16 protein-coding genes and 1 pseudogene are annotated in these 23,100 nt (G+C 38.8%); 8 read left to right on the top strand and 9 right to left on the bottom strand.

Annotated features, from left to right (window positions below):
- Positions 1–21: 21 nt before the first annotated feature.
- Both MSG95_RS01025 and folE read right to left on the bottom strand, forming a co-directional pair.
- Entirely contained in the window at positions 22–1,173 is a 1,152-nt protein-coding gene (locus MSG95_RS01025; protein ID WP_004700205.1) for an extended-spectrum class C beta-lactamase ADC-133, read from the bottom strand.
- A gap of 147 nt (positions 1,174–1,320) precedes the next feature.
- The gene (gene folE / locus MSG95_RS01020) at positions 1,321–1,869 is read right to left on the bottom strand and encodes a GTP cyclohydrolase I FolE (protein ID WP_001187844.1); all 549 of its coding nucleotides are present in this window, start codon (positions 1,867–1,869) and stop codon (positions 1,321–1,323) included.
- 260 nt (positions 1,870–2,129) lie between these two features.
- Here folE and xdhA point away from each other — a divergent pair, with 260 nt between their 5' ends.
- The 3 genes from xdhA to xdhC are packed head-to-tail and all read left to right on the top strand — an operon-like array spanning position 2,130 to position 6,996.
- Positions 2,130–3,629 carry a xanthine dehydrogenase small subunit gene (gene xdhA / locus MSG95_RS01015; RefSeq protein ID WP_077164822.1) on the top strand — a complete coding sequence of 500 codons (1,500 nt, stop codon included), beginning with the start codon at positions 2,130–2,132 and terminating at the stop codon, positions 3,627–3,629.
- Position 3,630: 1 nt separating this feature from the next.
- Positions 3,631–6,006 carry a xanthine dehydrogenase molybdopterin binding subunit gene (gene xdhB, locus MSG95_RS01010; protein WP_324624569.1) on the top strand — a complete coding sequence of 792 codons (2,376 nt, stop codon included), beginning with the start codon at positions 3,631–3,633 and terminating at the stop codon, positions 6,004–6,006.
- A gap of 6 nt (positions 6,007–6,012) precedes the next feature.
- Positions 6,013–6,996: a xanthine dehydrogenase accessory protein XdhC gene (xdhC, locus tag MSG95_RS01005; protein WP_004700215.1), complete on the top strand. Its 984-nt coding sequence runs from the start codon at positions 6,013–6,015 to the stop codon at positions 6,994–6,996.
- Positions 6,997–7,006: 10 nt separating this feature from the next.
- Here the strand turns inward: xdhC and MSG95_RS01000 are convergent, their stop codons facing one another.
- Genes MSG95_RS01000 through trpD form a run of 3 tightly spaced genes read right to left on the bottom strand, consistent with a single transcriptional unit; the run spans position 7,007 to position 9,577 of the window.
- Positions 7,007–7,702, bottom strand: coding sequence for a Smr/MutS family protein (locus tag MSG95_RS01000; RefSeq protein WP_004700216.1), 696 nt, complete (start codon positions 7,700–7,702; stop codon positions 7,007–7,009).
- Between the two features lie 9 nt (positions 7,703–7,711).
- Positions 7,712–8,518, bottom strand: a complete 807-nt coding sequence (trpC, locus tag MSG95_RS00995; protein WP_004700219.1) for an indole-3-glycerol phosphate synthase TrpC — start codon at positions 8,516–8,518, stop codon at positions 7,712–7,714.
- A 9-nt stretch (positions 8,519–8,527) separates the two neighbouring features.
- Positions 8,528–9,577 carry an anthranilate phosphoribosyltransferase gene (gene trpD / locus MSG95_RS00990; protein ID WP_077164829.1) on the bottom strand — a complete coding sequence of 350 codons (1,050 nt, stop codon included), beginning with the start codon at positions 9,575–9,577 and terminating at the stop codon, positions 8,528–8,530.
- 357 nt (positions 9,578–9,934) lie between these two features.
- On the opposite strand from trpD, the gene MSG95_RS00985 reads away from it, so the two are divergent.
- Positions 9,935–12,667: a TonB-dependent receptor plug domain-containing protein gene (locus MSG95_RS00985; RefSeq protein WP_004700223.1), complete on the top strand. Its 2,733-nt coding sequence runs from the start codon at positions 9,935–9,937 to the stop codon at positions 12,665–12,667.
- Between the two features lie 7 nt (positions 12,668–12,674).
- A complete protein-coding gene (locus MSG95_RS00980) occupies positions 12,675–15,446 on the top strand; it encodes a M1 family metallopeptidase (RefSeq protein ID WP_077164824.1) in 2,772 nt (923 codons plus the stop codon).
- A gap of 97 nt (positions 15,447–15,543) precedes the next feature.
- Here MSG95_RS00980 and MSG95_RS00975 read toward each other — a convergent pair whose 3' ends face one another.
- Positions 15,544–16,128 carry an aminodeoxychorismate/anthranilate synthase component II gene (locus MSG95_RS00975; RefSeq protein WP_324624568.1) on the bottom strand — a complete coding sequence of 195 codons (585 nt, stop codon included), beginning with the start codon at positions 16,126–16,128 and terminating at the stop codon, positions 15,544–15,546.
- A 206-nt stretch (positions 16,129–16,334) separates the two neighbouring features.
- Positions 16,335–16,985, bottom strand: coding sequence for a hypothetical protein (locus MSG95_RS00970; RefSeq protein ID WP_139344720.1), 651 nt, complete (start codon positions 16,983–16,985; stop codon positions 16,335–16,337).
- 113 nt (positions 16,986–17,098) lie between these two features.
- On the opposite strand from MSG95_RS00970, the gene MSG95_RS00965 reads away from it, so the two are divergent.
- From MSG95_RS00965 to MSG95_RS00955, 3 genes are read left to right on the top strand one after another with little or no spacing between them, the layout of a single operon-like run.
- Positions 17,099–17,539 carry a hypothetical protein gene (locus MSG95_RS00965; RefSeq protein ID WP_004700366.1) on the top strand — a complete coding sequence of 147 codons (441 nt, stop codon included), beginning with the start codon at positions 17,099–17,101 and terminating at the stop codon, positions 17,537–17,539.
- Positions 17,540–17,541: 2 nt separating this feature from the next.
- Positions 17,542–18,858: a LysM peptidoglycan-binding domain-containing protein gene (locus MSG95_RS00960; protein ID WP_004700368.1), complete on the top strand. Its 1,317-nt coding sequence runs from the start codon at positions 17,542–17,544 to the stop codon at positions 18,856–18,858.
- A complete protein-coding gene (locus tag MSG95_RS00955) occupies positions 18,848–19,327 on the top strand; it encodes a hypothetical protein (RefSeq protein ID WP_004700369.1) in 480 nt (159 codons plus the stop codon). The genes MSG95_RS00960 and MSG95_RS00955 overlap by 11 nt, the downstream gene beginning before the upstream one ends.
- A gap of 127 nt (positions 19,328–19,454) precedes the next feature.
- Here MSG95_RS00955 and MSG95_RS00950 read toward each other — a convergent pair whose 3' ends face one another.
- Entirely contained in the window at positions 19,455–21,257 is a 1,803-nt protein-coding gene (locus MSG95_RS00950) for an aminopeptidase P family protein (RefSeq protein WP_004700372.1), read from the bottom strand.
- A pseudogene (locus tag MSG95_RS00945) lies at positions 21,254–22,815 on the bottom strand (peptide MFS transporter). The gene MSG95_RS00950 and the pseudogene MSG95_RS00945 overlap by 4 nt, the downstream one beginning before the upstream one ends.
- Positions 22,816–23,100: the final 285 nt, after the last annotated feature.

Below are 23,100 nucleotides of genomic sequence, written 5' to 3'. Positions count from 1 at the left end.
TTTTGTTTTAGCTAAAGATGATTATTTCTTTATCGCATTTAGCACAGCATAAGCCGCCTTAATGCGTTCTTCGTTTGGAATACGTTTATTGGTTAACATGACTAAACCAATATTTTCTTTAGGAATAAATACGACGTATGTTCCAAAGCCATTGGTTGAACCAGTTTTGTGAAACATTTTAATTGAAGGTTCTTTAGAAATAGCAGTGACTTTATTAGGCTTCATCACAATCTGGTCAGAATTACTGTCTAATAAAGTTTGTAAGGTTGCAGGGTAAGAAAACTCTTCCCAACCAAGCGCCTGATACATGGTATCTACTTGATAGAAACCTTGATGTGTCTCATTAATTGCACGTTGAATATCAGCAGGATATTGCTGCGGGTTCAGGTTGGCATGAACAAACCCCAACATGTCTGGAAGAGTCGATTTAACGCCGTAAGCTGGACCATCTAAGGGACCAGGGTTGACTCGAATCGGCTGATTTTGTTGGTTATAGCCAAATGCATAATGTTGCATTTGAGTTTTAGGTACATTGACATAACTATGTTTTAAGCCAAGGTCTGGAAAAATGGTTTTTTCTAAAACCTGACTAAAAGGCTGATTCATTGACAAGCTTACAACTTTTCCAAATAGGCCAATACTTGGGTTGGAATATTGTCTATATTCACCAATTGGATTTTTAGGCTTCCAGTCTTTGAAAAAAGTTAAAACTTGTTGGTCTGTTTGTACTTCATCTGGAAACTGTAGCGCAAGATTACCACTGGTATAAGTAGCAAGTTGAAGTAAATTGACCTGATCAATCGGGGTGTTTTTTAGCTCTTTCCAGTATTTACTTGGTTTATCTTCAAAAGAGATTTTTCCCTTATTCTTAGCATAAGCACCTGCTGTAGCGGTAAATAGTTTACTGACAGAACCTAGCTCAAAAATGGTACTGCTATTTACAGCTTTTTTATCTTGAACAGATTGAAGGCCATAATACATTTCATATTTTTTATTGTTTTGAATAACACCTACCGCCATACCCGGCACATTATATTTTTCTAATAACGGTTTAAAATTTTGATCAACCAGTTTCTTAATTTCTTGCTCTTTTGGTGTATTCCCTGCATAAATTGAGGTATTAAAAATAAAAAGAGGGAATAAAAGTAAGCAAGAAATTTTGTTAAATCGCATGATTAACTCATAAATTATTTAAAATTAAAGATGTGTACTTTTATAACAAAAATCACATAATTTGATTGTTATGTTTTATAGAGTAAGTGCTTTATCTAAATATAAAAAAGCCCAACTGAGTCGGGCTTTTTTGCAGTAGCTACCAGATTAGTAGCTTTCTGGTACTGCACTTAAGAATTCACGGCGTGCTTCTTTGTCAGTTTTAAAATCTCCGACAAAAGAAACTGTACGGGTGGTAGACTCTTGTTTACCTACACCACGCATCATCATACACATATGTGCAGAGTCAATTACGACAGCAACACCGCGAGCACCAGTCACTTCAGCCACAGCTTCAGCGATTTGCTGAGTTAGATTTTCCTGAATTTGCAAACGACGAGCAAACATCTCGGTAATACGTGCAAATTTAGATAAGCCAAGAACTTTGCCTTCTGGTAAATAGGCAACATGAACACGGCCATAGAATGGAAGGAGGTGATGTTCGCAAAGCGAATAAAATTCAATATTTTTCACCAATACCATTTCATGGTTATCTGATGGGAAAACAGCATTATTGGTGACTTCTTCTAAAGTTTTACTATAGCCAGAAGTTAAATATGAAAAAGCTTTAGCCGCACGCACAGGCGTATCTTTAAGGCCGGGACGATTAAGGTCTTCACCGACGGCAGTCAGAATGTTTGCGTACGATTGCTGCATTGACATAAGGCGTATAAATTTACTCTATTAGACAAGCTCGGCATTGTATCAGAAACATGACCTGATGTTCATAACTCGTCGCACTATATTTATCCTGTTCGGTATGCGTTGGATAAATGGTGAATAAATTTCATGTTTTTTATCGTTAATAGTCAAGTATTTGAACATGAAATGTGCGACTAATACAGTTAAGTTATAAATGATCGCCTCATGGCATCATATTTGCAAATATGCCGTACTATAGAGCATAAGGATAAAAAATGTCAGAACGTCCAATTACCTTTTTTTTTCGTGGCAGTCAGCAACAAGTAGAAAATGTATTACCCACCATGACGGTCTTACAATTTCTCCGAGAATATACGCAAGCCGATAAGACTCGGCAGACTGGTACAAAAGAGGGCTGTGCTGAGGGCGATTGTGGTGCATGTACAGTAGTGATTGGTGAGTTAGTCAATGACAGCTTGCAATTACGGAGCGTGAATGCTTGTATTCAGTTTTTAGTGACTTTAGATGGTAAAGCTTTATTTACAGTAGAAGATCTTCATAATTTATTACCTACACAAGCTGGGACATTGCATCCTGTACAACAGGCAATGGTGGATATGCATGGCTCACAATGTGGTTTTTGCACGCCCGGTTTTATTATGTCGTTATGGGCAATGTATGAAAATGAACAACAGCCACCAAGCAAAGATAAAATCAGTGATTATCTTTCTGGAAATTTATGCCGCTGTACGGGCTATCGACCTATTTTAGATGCAGCAAAAAAAGCATATGACTATCCGCGTGTTCAATTAGAACGTCAAAAAGTACTTAATGTATTAAAAGACATTCAAGCATTACCAGCATTGCATTTAAATCATCATGTTCAGCAATTTTTTGCACCCAAAACTTTGCGGGATTTTGCTGCTATACGTTCACAGTTGCCGCAAGCCCGTATTGTTGCAGGTAGTACAGATGTCGGTTTGTGGGTCACAAAGCAGGGCCGTAATTTAGGAGATATGCTTTATATCGGTCAGGTGGAAGAGCTGAAAAAGATTGTAGTCACAGACCATACTTTAACGATTGGGGCAAATGTCAGTTTGAGTGATGCACTCATCAAAATTTCAGAGTTTTATCCTGACTTTCAAGAATTACAGCGCCGTTTTGCTTCCATGCCTATTAAAAATGCTGGAACTTTAGGTGGAAATATTGCCAATGGTTCGCCTATTGGCGACTCAATGCCAGCATTAATTACGCTAGGTACACGCTTAATTTTGCGCTTAGGTGAACAGGCTCGTGAAATTGCCTTGGAAGACTTTTATTTAGATTATCAAAAAACAGCATTACAACTTGGTGAGTTTGTAGAGTCGATTGTTATTCCACTTCGTGAAGGGCAGCCACGTTTTAAATTTGCCAGCTATAAAATTGCTAAACGTTTTGAGCAAGATATTTCTGCGGTATGTGCGGCTATTTCATGTGAGCTAGATAATCATTGTGTCGCTCACAATGTGAAAATTGCTTTTGGTGGCATGGCTGCTATTCCCAAACGTGCAAAGTATGCAGAAGCCATATTGGAAGGCCAACAACTTACATCAGAATTGATCGTTCAGGCACAAGAAGTATTGTCGCAAGACTATCAGCCTTTAGATGATGGACGTGCTAGCTCAGCATATCGTTTACACGTCGCGAAAAACTGTTTACAGCGTTTTTATGTAGAAAAAGTCCTGTCTCAAACACTAACTCGTGTGAATGACTTGATTGCTATGGTGGAGATCTGACATGAATCAAACCATTAACTTAAGCATTTCTAAAAAATCAGCTAAAGCTGGCGACTCGATTCCACACGAGAGTGCCCATTTACATGTAACGGGGCAGGCAACATATATTGATGATTTACCTGAGCTTGAAAATACCATGCACCTAGCTGTCGGATTTTCAAGTTGTGCAAAAGGCAAAATTAGTAAGCTTGATTTAGATGCAGTACGTCAGGCCGATGGTGTGCATGCAGTTTTTTCGGCAAAGGATATTGATGTTGAAAATAATTGGGGACCCATTGTAAAAGATGACCCAATTTTTGCCGAAGATCAGGTCGAATTTTATGGACAAGCCCTGTTTGTGGTTGTTGCTGACAGTTATCAGCAAGCCCGTCAGGCAGTTCGCTTAGCAAAAATTGAATATCTGCCCGAAACTCCGATTTTAACCATTCAAGATGCGATTGAAAAAGAATCGTGGGTGTTACCGCCTGTTGAATTCAGCCATGGTGAAGTTGAACAAGCATTTCACAATGCAGCACATCATCTTTCAGGTGCTATTGAGCTGGGTGGGCAAGAGCATTTTTATCTCGAAGGACAAATTTCCTATGCGATTCCCCAAGAAAATCAGAGCTTAAAAGTCTATTGTTCGACACAACATCCAACCGAAATGCAGCTACTGATTTGTCATGCATTAGGCATGAATATGCATCAGGTGAGTGTGGAAAGCCGTCGTATGGGTGGTGGTTTTGGTGGTAAAGAGTCGCAGTCGGCGCAGTGGGCATGCATTGCATCTTTGGCAGCACAAAAAACAGGCCGTCCGTGTAAATTACGCTTAGATCGTGATGATGATATGAGCGCTACAGGCAAACGTCACGGTTTTGCTTATGAGTGGTCTGTAGCCTTTGATGACAGTGGTATTTTACAAGGTTTAAAAGTAGAACTGGCTTCAAACTGCGGTTTTTCGGCTGATTTATCTGGGCCAGTAAATGAACGTGCGATTTGCCATATTGGCAATGCCTATTATTTAAATGCAGTTGAGTTACGTAACTTACGTTGTAAAACCAATACTGTTTCCAATACGGCATATCGTGGTTTTGGTGGGCCACAAGGTATGTTTGTCATTGAAAATATTATTGATGATATTGCTCGTTATTTAGGTTGTGACCCAGTTGAAATTCGTCAGCGCAATTTCTTTGCCGAACAGCCCGGTGCTGGACGTGACCGTATGCACTATGGAGCAGAAGTCCGTGATAATGTTGCGCCAAAATTGGTAGCCGAATTATTGCAAAGTAGCGATTATGCGAAACGCAAACAGAGCATTCATACCTTTAACGAGAACAATGACATCATTAAGCGTGGTATTGCGTTAACACCCTTAATGTTTGGTATTTCGTTTAACGCCGTGCATTACAATCAGGCGGGTGCACTGGTCTACGTGTATATGGATAGTACTGTTTCTATCACCCATGGCGGTACAGAAATGGGACAGGGGCTATATACCAAAGTACGGCAGGTTGCCGCTCATGAGTTGGGTTTACCAATCGATAGCATTCGCTTAATTGCAACTGATACTTCTCGGGTGCCAAATACTTCGGCAACTGCTGCATCGAGTGGCGCAGATCTAAACGGTAAAGCTGTTCAAAATGCCTGTATTAAAATTCGTGAGCGTCTGGCAAAACTTGCAGCAGAAATAAGTCAAAGTGAAGCTGAACAAGTCCAGTTTGAAAATAGTATAGTCACAACAGCGAATGGTCACTCATGGACATTTCCTGACTTGGTTCAACGGGCATATATGGCACGTGTACAACTATGGGACAGCGGTTTTTATAAAACACCAGAAATTCACTATGATCAGGTCAACCATTTAGGGCGTCCATTTTTCTACTATGCTTATGGCGCAGCGGTCAGCGAGGTCGCAATAGATACGCTAACTGGGGAAATGAAAGTGTTACGTGCCGATATTTTGCATGATGTCGGGCAGTCAATTAACCCTGCAATTGATATAGGGCAAATTGAAGGTGGTTTTGTACAAGGGATGGGATGGCTCACGACAGAAGAGTTATATTGGCAGCCACAAGGACCACACGCTGGCCGTTTGTTTACCCATGCGCCTTCAACTTATAAAATCCCGACCAGTGTAGACATTCCTCATATTTTTAATGTCAAACTGTTTGATAACCAAAATCAGGCAGACACCATCTATCGCTCTAAAGCGGTAGGCGAACCTCCATTCATGTTGGCATTATCAGTGTTCTCTGCAATTCGTCAGGCAGTACAGGCGGCTATTCCAGAAAATGCACCGCTCGTACTCAATGCTCCAGCAACTGCCGAAGAAATTTTACGCGCAATTGCGATTGGACGCGGACAAGCTTTGGCTGACCGACCACAAGCTAAAATGTAGAAGATTATGCAACATTTACAATGGTGGACTGATTTTGTGGCGTGGCAAGTCGATGCTCTGCCTATGGTATTGGTCACAGTGGTACGTGCAAATGGTTCAACACCACGAGAAGTTGGTGCAACTATGTTATTGCGGTTTAATTTGCAACAGCAATGGCAGCAGTCCGATACGATCGGTGGCGGGCATCTAGAGTTTCAGGCCATTGATATTGCTAAAGAAATGTTAAAAGAAACGGAAACTTGTGTGAGGCGTATTGAACGCTTTAACCTCAGTGCTCGGCTGGGACAGTGTTGTGGCGGGGTGATGTGGTTATTGTTTGAAAAAATATTACCCAATGCGATCACATCGGATTTATCTGCGATTTTACAAGCATGGCGAGCTGGTCAGCGTATAGGGCGTAAGGTCTCACATCAATATGTGTCCACTTGGCAGAGTATGGATATAGAACAACAACCAAGTTTCGAGTTTCATTCTGGCAGCAGTGAAGAATGGCAATTTAGCCAGCAGATAAAACCTTATGCCATGCAAGTGCTGATTTGTGGCGCCGGGCATGTGGGTGAAGCAATTGTTCGTTGTTTATTGCCTATTGGAGTTCGGGTGAAATGGATTGATCAGCGTGATGATATTTTTCCATCCGATTTACTGCAACAGGTGCAATGTATAACGACTGATACCTTAGACGCCGAGATCGAGCAATTTGATCGTTCGGGGGCAATTTTAATTTTAACGCACGATCATCAACTAGATTTGCAATTGTGTTTTACAGCCTTAAAACCTACGGCGGAACCATTTGCTTATGTCGGAATGATTGGTTCAAAAAGTAAAAGAGCTATTTTTGAAAAGCGTATGCAAGTACGTGGTTATACCCCAGAAACATTACAACGTTTGGTTTGCCCGATCGGGGTAGAAGGAATTTCATCGAAACAACCTGCAATGATTGCCATTGCAGTAGTTGCTCAATTATTGCAGGTGTTTGATGTAAAAAAATGATCCCAAAGGATCATTTTTTTTGTTCGAACTTTGGATTTTTTTCTGCGCGTTTAAGCAGCACGAGAACTGCACCTGTGCCACCTTGATTTTCTGGAGCACTTACAAAAGCTAAAACATCACGATGTTGGCGTAACCATCCGTTGACATAGGTTTTTAAGACCGCTTCGGGGCCTTTACCATGTACAATTTTAATGACATTTTGATTTTCATCTTTTGCCATCTGGATAATTTGTAAAACTGCGTCACGCGCTTGTTCAATGGTACAGCCGTGTAGATCTACAGCTTCAAACCAACGCATCTTGCCTGCTTTTAAGTCTTCAAACACCTTATGTTGAAGTGTTGCAATGCGATAGCTTAATGAAGCTTGGCTTGCGACCGGATTTAAAGCAGCTTGAGTGTCTGACAATTCAGCATGTTCGGTATCACGGCCACCTTCGGCAGCTGCACGTTTAGCTAGTGTTTGTGCATCGACTTTTTTGGCACGAGGTGGTTTGACATTAGCCACATTACTATTGTTGATGCGTTTAACACCTGCAACAGCTTGTTGAAACAAATGTGTATCTTCCAATTCTTCAGGCTCAGCCTGAGATTTTTTAGTCTCAGACTGATTTGCGATTTTGCTTGAATGAGGATTGGAGATTTGCTTTTTAAATTGCTTCAATAATTTTTGTTGCTCTTTAGAAAGCGATGAATCTTTATTACTCATATATCTTCATTAAACCGTTTGAGGTTGTCCAAAAAGAGCAGTAAAAGCTTGATCTGGACGTGGTTGTTTCATAAAACTTTCGCCGACCAAGAAGCTGTGAATATCATGCTCTTGCATCATATGCACATCGTCTGGCGTCGCAATACCGCTTTCAGTAATTAATAAACGTGAGGCTGGAAGTAATTTTTTCAATCGGATAGACGTATTTAAATCTACATCAAACGTTTTTAAATTACGGTTATTCACACCTAATAAACATTGTTCAGAAAGCTTTAACGCGCGTTCCATTTCTTCTTCGTCATGAACTTCAACCAATACATCTAGTTGATGTTCAAACGCAGTTTTTGACATTTCTTCGAGTTGCTGGTCAGATAAACAAGCAACGATTAATAAAATACAGTCAGCATGCAAAGCACGTGCTTCAACTACATTGTATGGGTCAACCAAGAAGTCTTTACGTAAAGCAGGCAAAGCACAATGATTGCGAGCAATCGCAATATTTTCATCTGCACCCTGAAAGAAATCAACATCAGTTAGTACCGATAAACAGGCTGCACCAGCTTGTTCATATTGCTGGGCAATTTCAGCAGGATTAAAGTCTGCGCGAATAACTCCTTTTGATGGAGATGCTTTTTTAATTTCAGCAATTACACCCGGACGTTTATGTTGTAAAGCATTTGCAAAGCCACGTACTGGAGTCGCAGCTTTTGCTAATTCTTCAACGTCTTGCAAATTACGTTGTTTTAATCGCGCAGCAAGTTCCTCATGTTTACGGTCAACAATTTTACCTAAAATGGTATTTTGAATATTAATCATGAGAAATCCTTAATCTGCCTGACATTGTTTTAATGTTTTGGTAAATTCAGCCAAAACACTCATTTTTTCTAAAGCTTGTCCGCCGTAAATAATATCTTGAGCGAAGGTAACAGCCTGAGCATAAGTTTTGGTAATACCCGCCACATAAATTCCTGCGCCTGCATTAAGCGCAATCATATTTGCTGCTTTTTCACCAACATCAGTTTTATTTTTACCCAATGCATCTTTAATGAGCTTTAAGCTGGAAGCAGCATCCGCAACCACTAAACCGTTTAAAGTTTGTGACTCAATTCCGACATCTTCAGGGGTAAGTGTCCATTCAGTAATTTCACCGTCTTTGAGTTCAGCAACAGTTGTAGGCGCTGCAAGGCTAATTTCATCAAGCCCATCTCTTGAATGAACCACCATCACATGTTCAGCACCAAGTTGCTTCATCACTTCGGCAATTGGACGACAAAGTTCATCTGAAAATACCCCAATCACAAAACGTTTTACACCAGCCGGATTCGTAAGCGGGCCAAGTAAATTAAAGATACTGCGAACACCAAGCTCTCGACGTGGTCCAACAGCATATTTCATTGCTTTGTGGTGGTTTGGAGCAAATAAAAATCCTACACCCATCTCACGGATGCAGCGTTCAGTTTGTTGCATGTCTAAATCAAGATTAATACCAGCTTGCTCAAGTAAGTCAGATGAACCTGATTTGCTTGAAACGCCACGGTTACCATGTTTGGCAATGGTTGCACCTGCCGCCGCAATTACAAAGCTTGAAGCGGTAGAGACATTGAATAAGTTTTGACCATCGCCACCCGTGCCGACAATATCAACTAAATATTTGATATCACTGACATCAATTTTAATGGCAAATTCACGCATGACACGTGCAGCAGCAGTAATTTCGTCAATACTTTCACCTTTCATGCGAAGGCCCATCATCAAAGCACCAATTTGTGCTTCGGTTGCCTCACCCTGCATGATGCTACGCATAATGTCTTCCATTTGCGGCTGAGTCAAATGAATGTTCTTGGTAATGTGGTTGAGCGCCTGTTGGATATTCATAGTCATGATTTACAGCATTAATGATTAAAATTTTTAGGTGAAGTTGATCAAGAGTGGGAGGTTCGGCCTATTGCGTTCCATGTTTCACTAGCTACGGGGAGCTATGTTAGCAGAAAATAACCAAAGATTTTTGTTGTTCGATAAGAGATTTAGAAATTTTGCCTAATGAAGGTTTTGGATCTATTCATAAACAAAATTTATTTATTGAAAAAGGTTTTAGTTTGTTGTGAGTTTTTATGATAAATAATTAACCATTTGGTATATCTTAAACATCAATATATCTAGAAAAAATGTGTATAAATCAACCAAATAAAAGTGGATATAGTAGGGCGGTCTTTATTTTGTCTATTAATAAATATGTATTTAAATAACTTCAAATATCTAGGGGCTTTAAAAAATAAGCGCTCATTTATTTTTGTATTTGTTGTACTGTTCCATCCGTTAGAAAGTTATGCACAAGAAGCTGTAGAGCAACCACAAAATCAAGCTAAACCAGATAAAGTGGTACGCGTTGCCGTGACAGGTTCTAGGATTTCAAAAGCACAAAAAGATGGCCCGACCAGTGTAACTGTCATTACCGCAGCCGATATTGAAAAACAAGGTTTTAGTAATGCATTTGATGCACTCAATAACCTGACGCAAAACACGGGTTTTGTACAAGGTGCCGATTATGGAAATACTTTTACACCTGCGGCTAATGCTATTAGTTTACGAGGCTTAGGACCCAACCACACTTTGACTTTGATTAATGGGCATCGGGTTGCAGATTATCCTGTGCCTTATGATGGCTCTGTCAATTTCGTAAACTTAGCTAATATTCCAACGGCCATTATTGACCGTATTGAAATATTAAACGGTGGTGCTTCTGCAATTTATGGTTCAGATGCAATTGCAGGTGTGGTGAATATTATTCTGAAAAAGAAAACAGATGGCACACAATTTAATATTAAAGCAGGCGGAACCAAAGAAGGCGGTGAAAATTTACGTTTACAACTAAGTGGCAGTAAAACTTTAGACAAGCTTAGTCTCGTTTATGGGGTTGAACTTAGTGGCCGTGAGCCGATATGGGCAGCCGATCGAGATTTTATGTCGAGCCGAACACGTTTGGGTGAGAAGCCTGACACGGTTGTTGGCCGTAAAAATGCTGATACTGGTAAATATCTTTCAATTGGTGGGTGTCAGGCATTTAACGGTTTATTTAAAGGATCAGTCAATAATATAGGACAAGCAGGTGCGGACAATTGTGCCAGTGGTCTAGCACGACCAACCTATTGGACGGTTCAAACTCAAAACCGCAGTCAAAATGGTTACCTCGGTTTAGATTATGAATTGAATGATAAAACTCAATTATTTGGCGACTTTTTAATTGGCGCCAATCAAATCGAAAATAATACCCGTGGTCCGACATGGACTTCTTTAGGTGCATCGAGCGGTTATTTTCTCAATCAAGATTCAGGCAATTATGAAATTTGGAATCGCCGTTTTGCACCTGAAGAATTAGGCGGGGTAGAACGCGTAAATAAAAAGTGGAAAGAACTTTCTTCGAACTTAAACTTCGGAATTCGAGGCGATATTGGCGAGACAAGCTGGCGTTATGAAGCAGCCTATAATGGTTCCATTTATACCAGTCAGCTAAAGCGCCAAGGTTTATTACGTTCTAATGTCGATGAATATTTCTTAGGTCAGCAACTTGGTACAGATGTAGATGGCATTCCTATTTATTCCCCTCGATTAGATCGTTTAAGTCGACCACTCACAGCAAGTGAATTTGAAAGTATTTCGGGTACAACAACAGAAAAAGATAAATCGTGGGCACAAAGTTTAACTTTAAGCGCGAATGGTGACGTATTTAAGTTACCTGCAGGAACGGCCAAACTTGCGGCTGTGGCCGAAATTGGGCGTCAAGGTTTTTCGATTAAGCCAGATCAAGCACTTGAAAATGGTGAATATTACAATGCAAGTTCTAGTGGCGAATATGGGGGTACACGTACACGCCAAGCACTCGGTGCAGAATTATTCTTACCTTTAGCAAAACCGTTAAATTTAACCCTGTCTGGACGTTATGACCGTTATGCTTTGTCAGATAGCAGCATTGATAAGCTAACTTTTGGTTCAGGCCTTGAGTTTAGACCACATCCGACTTTATTGGTGCGTGGTAACTACGCGACCAGCTTTCGTGCACCAGATATGAACTATCTGTTTTTAAATAAGCAAAAAGGTTATTTCCCAAGTACAACAGATTATTTACGTTGTAGCCAAACGGGACAACCTTTAGATAAATGTAGCTTTAAAGATTACTCACCTGGGGCGAATTACACTTTAACCGGAAACAAAGAGCTTAAACCTGAAGAGGGTAAATCTTATGGTGCAGGTTTTGTTTGGTCACCAACCAATAAATTTGATATTAGCGTCGATTACTGGGATATCAAAATTGATAATCTTGTGACCAACTTAAGTGCGGACAAAATTCTACGTTTAGAAGCAGATTGTCGTTTAGGAAACCAAGATATTAACTCTGCGGCCTGTATTGATGCTTTGGCACGTGTAGAACGCAATCCTGCAAATGCAGTTGTCGATCCAAATGTGATTAAAAATATTAATATTGTCCCGATTAATGCTGCATCAGATCATACCCGCGGGATTGACTTCACTACGAGATGGCGCTGGAAAACAGACAGCTTTGGTAACTTCCTCTGGACGGTAAATTATAGCCGCGTACTAGAACATGAATATCAACAATCAAAAGATGGCGAGAAAGATGACTACTTAAAAGATTTAACCATTCCTGATTGGCGTGACCGTTTTAATACCAGCCTCAGCTGGAGCTTTGGTGATTGGGCATCAACAGTATTAGTTAATCGTTATGGCAAAATTCCAAACGGCGACCAAACTGTTTACTTAAGCCCAACGTATTTGGTGAACTGGAGTGGTACTTATCAAATCTCTCCAAAAGCTTCTGCTTCAATCATTATTAATAACTTGTTTGACAAAGTGAAACGAGATGACACAGGCGGATGGCCGTATTATCCGGTAGGATCATATTCACCATTCGGCCGTCAAGGTTGGTTGGAGTTTAACTATAAATTCTAAGAATGATGTGTGGATGCAGCAAAGTGGTACAGCATTTGCTGCATCTTTTTATTTAAAACTACAGAGGATAAAACCCCTTATGCTGGTCAAGCCTTCATTTAAAAAAAGATTGCTACTTTCAACATTATTATCTTTATCGGCGACACAGATTTTTGCATCGAATAACAGTGAACAAATCCCGATTGGTAAATTACCCGAGTGGGTCGTACCCGAATCTTATGATTTAGATTTTAAGATTGATCCCGCACAAAAAGGCTATACCGGTAAAACTACGATTCATTTAAAGCTGGCTCAAGCCACAGATCACATCTGGATTCATGGTAAATCTTTGACGGTGAAAGATGTGAATATTACATCGGCAGAGGGCGTCAAAACCACGGCAAAATATGAGCAAGCCTCCGAGGTTGATGGGGTGAGTAAAATTAAATTTGCCAAGACCTTGCCAGCAGGCCAGTATCAACTCGTTCTGGATTTTAATGCGGCGTACGACCAGCAGCTCGACGGTATTTATAAAATCGAGTTTGAGGGTAAACCTTATGTTATGACACAAATGGAAGCAATTAGTGCACGCCAGTCATTTCCGTCATTTGATGAGCCACGTTTTAAAACGCCGTTTAATATTCGTTTGACGATTCCAAGCAAATATTCAGGGTTTGCCAATACCCAACAAACATCCGAGCAAGCAGAGAAGTCGGGTTGGAAAACACTAAGTTTTGCACAAACTAAACCACTACCAACGTATTTACTTGCACTGGCTGTTGGACCGTGGCAATTACAAAAAGGGCCAGATATTGGGACAACTTCATGGCGTAAGCAGCCGATTCAGTTACGTGGTATTGCGCCTGATGCTAAAGCTGAAAAAATGCAGCATGCTTTATCTGAAACGCCAGCCATTTTAAAAACTTTAGAAGATTATTTTGCCTTTGGTTATCCATTTGACAAGCTCGATTTACTGGCAGCACCAGACTTCGCCGCTGGTGCAATGGAAAACCCGGGGCTGATTACTTTTAGAGATTATCTAATGTTACTAGATAAGGACTCACCAGTTTCATTTGTACAGAATTCATTTAATGTCAATGCACATGAGCTGGCGCATCAATGGTTTGGTGATGTCGTTACGATGCCGTGGTGGGATGATTTGTGGCTCAATGAATCTTTCGCGACATGGATGCAAAGTAAAATTACTCAAAAATTACATCCCGAATTTAATGCTGATCTAGAGCGTATTTCAGACACCGCAGATGCGATGAAAAGTGATAGCTTGGTAAGTGTGCGTCGTATTCGTCAGCCTATTTTAAGCAATGCCGATATTCAAACTGCTTTTGATGGCATCACGTATCAAAAAGGTGCAGCTGTTTTAAATATGTTTGAAAGCTACTTAGGTGAAGAAAAATTCAAACAAGGCGTACGCAATTATATTAATAAGCACCAATATGGTAATGCGACAGCCAATGATTTAATTAGCGCTTTAGCTGAGCAGTCTGAGCAAGGCGAGCGCTTTGCCAAAGCGATGAAAAGTTTCCTTGATCAACCGGGTGTACCTTTACTCAATACTTCACTACAGCAAAAAGGTAATAAAGTCTTTTTAAATGTGAAGCAAACTCGTTATTTACCTGTGGGTTCAAAAGGTGATGCCAGAAGCCTGTGGGGCGTACCATTATGTGTACGTTATGAAGTTCCAAATGCAGGTAGTAAAGTGCAATGTGAATTGGTAGACCAAGCAGAAGCTAAGATTGAACTCAAAGGTGCTAGTCTTGGCAGTTGGTATATTCCAAATGCAAATGCGGCGGGATACTACCAATTTAGTTTGCCTCAAAAAGAATTTACTCGCCTGACTGCCGCTACAGAGAAGCTTTCTAACAGTGAACAGTTGGCCTACGCCTACGCAATTTCTGCTGCATTTAACCATGGTGATATTAATTTATTGGCTGTCGTAGATGCTGCGAAGAAATTTGCCAATTCGAATAGCCGACAAATTAGTACAGCCTTGTTTTCCCAGTTAAGTACTATTCATCGTCATGTATTAAAAACAGAAGCTGAACGTGAACATTTTAGAAAAGTCTTAGCTAATTTATATTTACCTAAATTAAATCAGTTGGGTTATGTCAGCAAAACAGATGAAGCAGCTGAAGACAGTTTGTGGCGTAGTGAGTTAGTTAAGTTTCTTGCTTTAGATATTCAAGTTCCCGAAGTCCGTACACAACTGTTAAAACAGTCAGATGCTCTATTTGCTCAAAAGCAGCTTAACTTTGCGCAAGTAACCCCTGAATTATTGCCAACCATTTTAGCTGTACGTGTACAAGAAAAAGGCCAACCTGCTTTTGATCGTTTATCTGGAGAGTTACAACGCGTGACTCAACCAACACAACGTCTTGCAATTCTTACGGCTCTAGGTTCAGCAAATCAAGAAGCAACACGCCAACAAGCACGTCAGTTAATTTTGAACCCGCGTGTTAAAGTCGGTGAAGTTCATACCGTGGTCAACTCAATCAATAATTATGGAGATGAACAAGGTGGCTTATGGTCTTGGTTTAAGGTAAATCATGACGCCGTATTTGATCGTTTAGGGAAATCTTCAGCTGGGCGTTTTCCTGCAATGTTCAGTGGGGCAGCATGTACCCAACAACAAGCAGTCCAGTTAAATGACTTTTTTGCACCACGAACTAAAGAATTAGTCGGGGTTGAAAGAGGATTGAAACAGACCAAAGAACGTATTCAACTCTGTGAATCTTTAGTGGCAAAACAAGATGGATCAATTGTGCAGCAGTTAAAGTTGTAATTGATTCAAGCATTAAAAAAGCCAACTGATCGTAGTTGGCTTTTTTTATTCAGGGTTCTTATCACATTACTTTTAAAATAATCTATTTACGGCAGCCTTATGCATAGATATCTAAAAAGTTTTTAAAGATTTGATGGCCATGTTGACTTAAGATTGATTCAGGATGGAACTGCACGCCTTCAACAGGAAGTGTCTTATGTTTAACACCCATAATTTCTTCCATTGAACCATCTGCTTCATTGGTCCAGCAAGTTACTTCAAGGCAATCAGGCAGTGTTTGCTGATCGATCACCAAAGAATGATAACGAGTTGCCGAGAATGGGCTAGGAAGATTACTGAAAATACCTTTATTGCTGTGGTACATATCAGATAAACGTCCGTGCATCACCGTTTTGGCTCTTACAATTTTTCCGCCAAAAGCTTGCCCAATACTTTGATGCCCTAAACACACGCCAAGCAAAGGAATTTTTCCGGCAAAGTGATTAATTGCAGGAATTGAAATACCTGCTTCACTTGGAGAGCAAGGGCCAGGACCAATCACAAGATATTTTGGTTGCCATCGTTCAATATCCTTTAATGTGACTTGATCATTGCGAACTACTTTTACTTCCTGATTCAACTCGCCAAAATACTGGACGATGTTGTAGGTAAAAGAGTCGTAATTGTCGATCATTAGAAGCATTTTAGATTCAACTCGCTAATAAATAAGGGGATTCTATTTTGATGTGGTTTTTATTCTCAATTTAGTACCCAAGATTGCTAAAGTACTCATGTATAAAATAAAGCCACCATCAATAGATGGCTACTATATCAGAATTTTTATATTCTTCGACTTTATCTTTTACATAGAAGCATATCAAAATAAGTACTTCTAAATTAGATGTTTAGTCATTTAAATATAATAGATGAAATTAAAAGCGGATTTTCAATATGTAAAGCAAGCCTTTGACCTGACTGGCAAGACTGTAAATATAAATCAAATGCAGAAGTAACACTGGGATCAATTGAAGCTTGCATCGCAAAGATTTGTTTTAGTTGTTCAACATAACACATAAGGAATTGAACAATGCTATCGAAACTATTAAGACTCCGTAAATTACTTTGAAAGTTTTTTAGATACGATAAATCTGGAGGAGTATGTAGACAGCACACTTCAACTGTTCCTGGTTCAACTTTATTAAGGTAAGTATTAGACAGTTGTTTTTCAAGAAATGCGCTAATCGGTATTGAATATAATAAGGAATTCACACCATTAAAAATAGAAAATACAATTGTATTATTATTAATAAAATCTATAGGTAATCCTTCATATAATCTTCTATTTATTTCCTCAGCAATTATATCTATTTGTTTAATCTTTTGTTCTTCAATAGAAATATCAGCGAATCGCTTCATTATTCTGTTTATAAATACAACATCACCTGTTCCCGCAATTGCACCTCTGCACCATAACTGTATTTTATTTTCATTATTATGTGATACGCTTAATTCATTAGTCTCAACATTATAATTCATTGCCCTCTTATCTGCTGCAATCATAATAACATCACCTAAGTGAGCAGAAACAATCATGGTCATTGGGTTTAATTTTTAGATTTAATCAGATTATGCTAGTATAACTTTATATTCTAATATTAGAGAATAAAAAAAGTATGGCTGGTGGTACACGTATTGTAATTAATGATAAAGGTATTAGTTTGATAACAGGGGGTAAATTTGAAGTTAAAGCTGGTCAGCATATCTTTAATGATGGACAGCGAGTTAAAGCGGAACTTCCTAATTTACCTGTCGTTAATGAGATTAATAATTATACAAATAAATGGGATTTTTATGATTTATTTTATGAATCTAATTTCTCAAATGTGAAATACAAATTAATTAATAATAAAAACAATACTTATATTTCAGGAACGCTAGATGAACATGGTCGAACTCAACGTATAAATACTTCTACTAGTGAAAGTTACGATATGCTGATTGGTATAGATGAGGGTTGGACTGTTTCAGTTGAAACTGGCAATGAAGATGATGAACATGATTATGAATGTAAATGTGGTTCACACGAAAATCATGAATATGGGGGTGAGATATAATCATGGATTGTCTAGCCAATATAAAATTCTTAGATGCCCTGGGCCAACCAATAAATGGGTTAGCTCATCAACTTTGGGTTGGTTCCTCATTAATTTCTGAGTTTGTTACTACTGCCAATGGCGAATCAGTATGGATTAAACGTCCAGTTGGAACAGTTATTGATGTTCGAGTTAGAAGTATAGCCACTGGAGAGTACAACTCTAAAGTTAAAATACAACTAATTGGCGAAAAGACTATTTTTACTATACCTAGCCCTAAAGTCTTGCTTAAAGGTTTAAAGCTAACTACTAAAGAAGTAGCACAGGGAGGATATGTTAGATCAACTTATATTGTTGCTGAAGGAGATTATTTATCTCGAATCGCGAAAGACAACAATACAACTACGGATGAGTTAATAAGAATCAACAACTTAAAAAATGACCAAGATATTCATGCTGGGCAAGTCTTAAAGATACCTACCAATAAAACTGAGGCTTCTTCGCCTGCGCCTGAAAACAAGCCAAAACCCCCTGTACCACAGCAATATCAGGCAGAGAAAACTAAGATTATCGTAGCTCAGCGAACCGATACTTTGCCTTTAATTGCTAAACTTACTGGTAATAGCATTGACGAAATTAAGAAACTTAATGGATTAAGTGACGGTAAAATCTCACAAAACCAAACGATAAAAGTCTATGATCGTCAAATTAAGTCTACTGTGCCTAAACCACATACTGAGAAGAAAAAAGACGAGAATCGGCCTGTAACACCACCTAAAGTTGTTCAGGATGCCTCACAAAATAAGGAAAAGACACCAGTTGCAAAGGTATCATCGTCAACCTCTGCATCTTCAAAAGTTTCTGCAAAGAATGAGAGAGCTATAGCTAGATTACATCCACAAGTAAGGGACTTAATCAGAAAGTTCATCAATGAAGTGTATGCAAAGCACCAGGTACAACTTGTTATTGTTCAAGATTATCGTACCTATGCACAGCAAGATGCTTTGTACGCCAAAGGACGTACAACACCTGGAAGTATTGTAACAAGAGCACGAGGTGGTCAAAGTAACCATAACTTTGCTTTGGCTGTTGATGTTTTTCCATTATGGGAAGATGGTAAACTTCACATGGATGCAAAGTCGGATGCTAAAAATATTCAAATACTGAGAAAAGTCGCCCCTGTCGGGAAAAGTATTGGATTAGAGTGGGGTGGAGATTGGAAATCAATAGTTGATAATCCTCACTTCCAACTAAAAACTGGAAAAACTATGTCGCAGCTTAGACAACTAACTAAAGATGCAGGCGGTGATCCATTAAAGGTAGTATATAATGTTAAATAAACAAGGCACGATAATAAAACTTATTATTAGTTTTTTCTTTCTCTTAACAGGATGTAACTTATCCGCTAAAACTAACATGTCTCCAAAGAAAATCTATGAGCTAGATTTAACTGATCAGGGAATTAGTCCTGAAGGTGGCGGGATCGAATTGAAAAAAGAGAAAAATTATTGTTCTCTTATATTGAGTCTTTATGGAGAATCGGGACAAGAAAAATATAAGTTCAATTTTAAGAAGGATAATTTGATTAATACAAATTACCTAAAATATAGATATAAGAATGGTTTGATAGAAGCTAATAATGACTTAGATGACCTTATTGCTGATGATAGTAAAAAATCAAATAAAGGTGCTATGGAATTAATAGCAAATAAGTCATTTGTTGGAAACAAAGATAGACAAATTACAAAAAAATTTGAACTCTATAAGAAAAAAGTTCCTAAAATTCTATTAGACAGAAACTGTAACTAAATAAAAAATAATAAACGGATTAGAATAAGTATTTAGTATGGTTTTTGATTCTTTACATATCTTATAGGATTTAAATCAAAGCCTTGGCTCTTTCAAGGCTTTGATTTGGTTTAATGCTATTAAATATTTAAATCTTACGTGTGTTATAAATCAGCCAATCTAGAACATCGCCAGATAAATGTTCAGCCAGTCTTTCTTGAACAGTTTGATGGTAACCATTTAACCAGTCTTTCTCTTCATTCGTTAGCATGTCAACGACAATACAATCTAAATGAATCGGGCAAAGGGTCAGCGTTTCAAACTCTAAGAAATCGCCATAAGTTTTCTCAAACCCTGAGTGAAGTTTGTTTGCAACCAGATTTTCAATACGAATACCGTATTGTCCCTCATGGTATAAGCCTGGCTCGTTAGAAATAATCATTCCCGCGCGTAGTTTGCTATAGGCATGTATAGGCGCGTAATAAGAAAGCACTTGCGGTCCTTCATGAACATTAAGCGCAAAGCCGACGCCGTGGCCTGTTCCATGTCGATAATCTAAACCATGTTGCCATAAAGTATTGCGACAAATTGAATCGAGTAGAGGAGCAGCTAAACCTTCTGGATAAATCGTTTTTGCCAAAGCTATGTGACATTTTAAAACCAAGGTGTAGTCACGTTTTTGTTGCTCTGTTGGTGTGCCGACGGGAACAACACGAGTAATGTCGGTAGTGCCATCTACATATTGTCCACCTGAGTCAATCAGTAACAGACCATTATCTTCAATGAACGAGTAGTGCTCTTCAGTTGCACGGTAATGGGGTAGAGCGCCATTGGCATTAAAGCCAGCAATCGTTGAAAAACTTGGGCCTATAAAACCCTCTTGCTCAGCACGGAAGGCTGTAGTTTTCTCATCAATAGTCAACTCTGAAATGCTTTCACCATGATGAAGTGCTTTTTCCAACCAGTGAAAAAAGTGACATAGTGCAACCCCATCTTTCACCATGGCGTGACGGATATGAGCTATCTCACTTTCATGTTTACGCGATTTAAAAAGTGTACTTGGGTTGATGTCGTAGACAATCCGAATATCTTTTGCGATCGCTTGTTCATGAAAAACCGATACTTTGGCTGGATCTAAAAGTACTGAAGCATCAGAAATATTCGCTAAAAACTGAGCTGTATCTTGGTAGTCACGAATCTCAATGCCATCTGCTTTGAAAGCCTGTTGAATGGTTGAATCAACTTTAATGCTATCAATGAATAAAACAGCTTGTTGAGCACTGATATATAAATGCGAAAGGAATACTGGGTTATATTCTACATCTTGCCCACGTGCATTTAGGAGCCATGCAATATCATCTAAAGATGAAATAAAATGACCCGTAATATTCTTGTTAGCTAATGTCTCACGAAGCGCCTGAATTTTTTCTTTACGAGATAGTGCATTTAAGCCTTCGGACATTAAATGAATCTGCTCTGAAGGAAGTTTAGGGCGGTTGAACCAGATTGAACCGATTAAATCTTGTTGTGTTTCAAGTTTAAAACCGCGTTGTTTTGCTGTAGCTTCTAAAGCCTTAAATTGCTGGATTGAAAGCGTTTGACCGTTTACTGAAATAACCGAACCAGCGGATAAGTTTTTCTCAATCCATGCAAGATGTGTTGAAGACTCATCACTGGTCAGCTTTTGTAATTGAAAGCCAGTTCCTGCGAGTTGTTGTTCGGCTTGCACCCAATAGCGACCATCAGCCCACAGTCCCGCAAAGTTTTGAGTCACAACTAAGGTGCCAACAGAGCCACTAAAACCGCTTAACCACTGCCTTGCTTTCCAGTAGTCAGGTAAATACTCTGACATATGAGGATCTGCACTCATAACAATCAAAGCATCAACGTGTTGAGTGGTCATGAGTTCACGAAGTTTTGCTAGTTTTTCTGGAACAGTTAAGTCGGTCATATCGTTTCCAAATTAGGTTGAGCTTTGTTGCTAGTTTTATTCATTAATTTATTCAGGGGGTTCTTTAATAAAAATAACACGATTGCGCCAATAACCAACGCCAATACGCAGCGCATAAATAAACTAGGTAAATGTTCGATCGCATCTGCTGAAACTTGTCCGCCAATTAGACCTGCCATGAGGTTACCTAAAGCAGTACCTGTAAACCATAGTCCCATAATTTGCCCACGAATTACATTTGGTGCAAGTTTGGTCATGGTCGATAAACCAATTGGACTTAGGCAGAGTTCTCCTAGTGTAAGTAAAAATAAACTGCCTACAATCCAAAACGGCGAAACCAAACCATCACTAATCGCAAAACGGCTAGCAAACGACATTACTAAAAATCCGCCTGCCGCAAGTAAAAGCGCAATAATAAATTTTGAAATGTAATTGGGGTCTTTATTCGATTTGCCTAGTTTGGCCCACAGCCATGCGGCAATTGGGGCAAAAATAATGATAAAAAAGGCATTAATAGACTGGAACCATACGGTTGGAATTTCAAAGCCTAAAACATTGCGGTTTGTATAGTCCTGAGCAAATAAATTAAAAGATGTTGGCTTTTGTTCAAAAGCAGACCAAAAAAGAGCGGAAGTGATCAATAGCACAAAACAAATAATAATTTTAAATTTGTCGTTTTGATCTAAATTAAGGAAAAGCAATAAATAAGCAAAGTAGGCAATAATTCCTAGGCCAATTCCTATGGTTAAGTAGGTTGCTACCACGACTGGGTTAATGTGGATAATCCCAAGCAAAGTTAACGCAATAATCATTGCAACTACGAATAAAAAACTAAATACAATTTTGGGTGCATTTTTATTATCTACAACAGGTTTATTACAGGTGTTGGTTTCCTGACGTAACTCATTAAAAGTTTGAAGTTGCGGGAGTGCAAAAAAGCGGAAAATTAATAAAGCAATTAACATTCCGATGCCACCAATACCAAAGCCTAAATGCCAGCCATGATTTTGTACCAACAGTCCCGTTATGAGTGGGGCGATAAAAGACCCCATGTTAATTCCCATATAAAAAATAGAAAAACCTGCATCACGCCTTGCGTCATGAGTTTTATATAGTGTTCCTACAATCACCGAAATACAGGTTTTAAATAATCCGGTACCTAAAACAATCAGTACTAAACCTAAGTAAAAGAACGACTGATTAAACAGAGAGCTAAGGGCAATTGATAAATGACCTAAGGCAATAATAATTGATCCATACCAGACAGCACGTGCTTGCCCTAACCAGTTATCTGCAACCCATCCACCAAAGACGGTCATTAAATACATTGAACCTGCAAATAACCCAACAATAGCGGCAGCCGTTGGTCGGTCGAGTGCTAGGCCACCCTCATTGACCATAGCAATCATGTAGAGAATAAGTAAAGGCTGAATACCATAATAAGAAAACCTTTCCCAAAGCTCTGTAAAAAATAAACCTTGTAGCGGTTTAGGATGACCAAAAAATGCTTTATCTGGCTGTTTAAGTTCATGTTTCATTATTCAAATCCTTGAATGATTTTCTGCTTTTTTATAAACATAACTTTTAGTTTGATTATTTATAACCAAAATTTATATTTTATTTTTTAGTTATTTTTAATAATAAAAGCAAATTTACCTTGTATAAAAAAAGTGAATGAAAAAGAACATGAATAGTGGAGTTAGTTATTAGGTGTTAATTATGATCAGTGTTCATTTGCTGAATCAAAGAACTGTATAGTGCTGAAATGAAAGATAAGAATTCATAAAAATGAAAACTATTTATAAGATTGTAGGTAAACAACAGAAAGATTATTTGGATTACT

It is taken from the genome of Acinetobacter sp. IK23 (assembly GCF_035615275.1).
GTDB classification, from domain to species: Bacteria; Pseudomonadota; Gammaproteobacteria; order Pseudomonadales; family Moraxellaceae; genus Acinetobacter; species Acinetobacter seifertii.
Note: the sequence above shows the minus strand (reverse complement) of the source record. Positions and strands in the feature narration are given on the sequence as shown.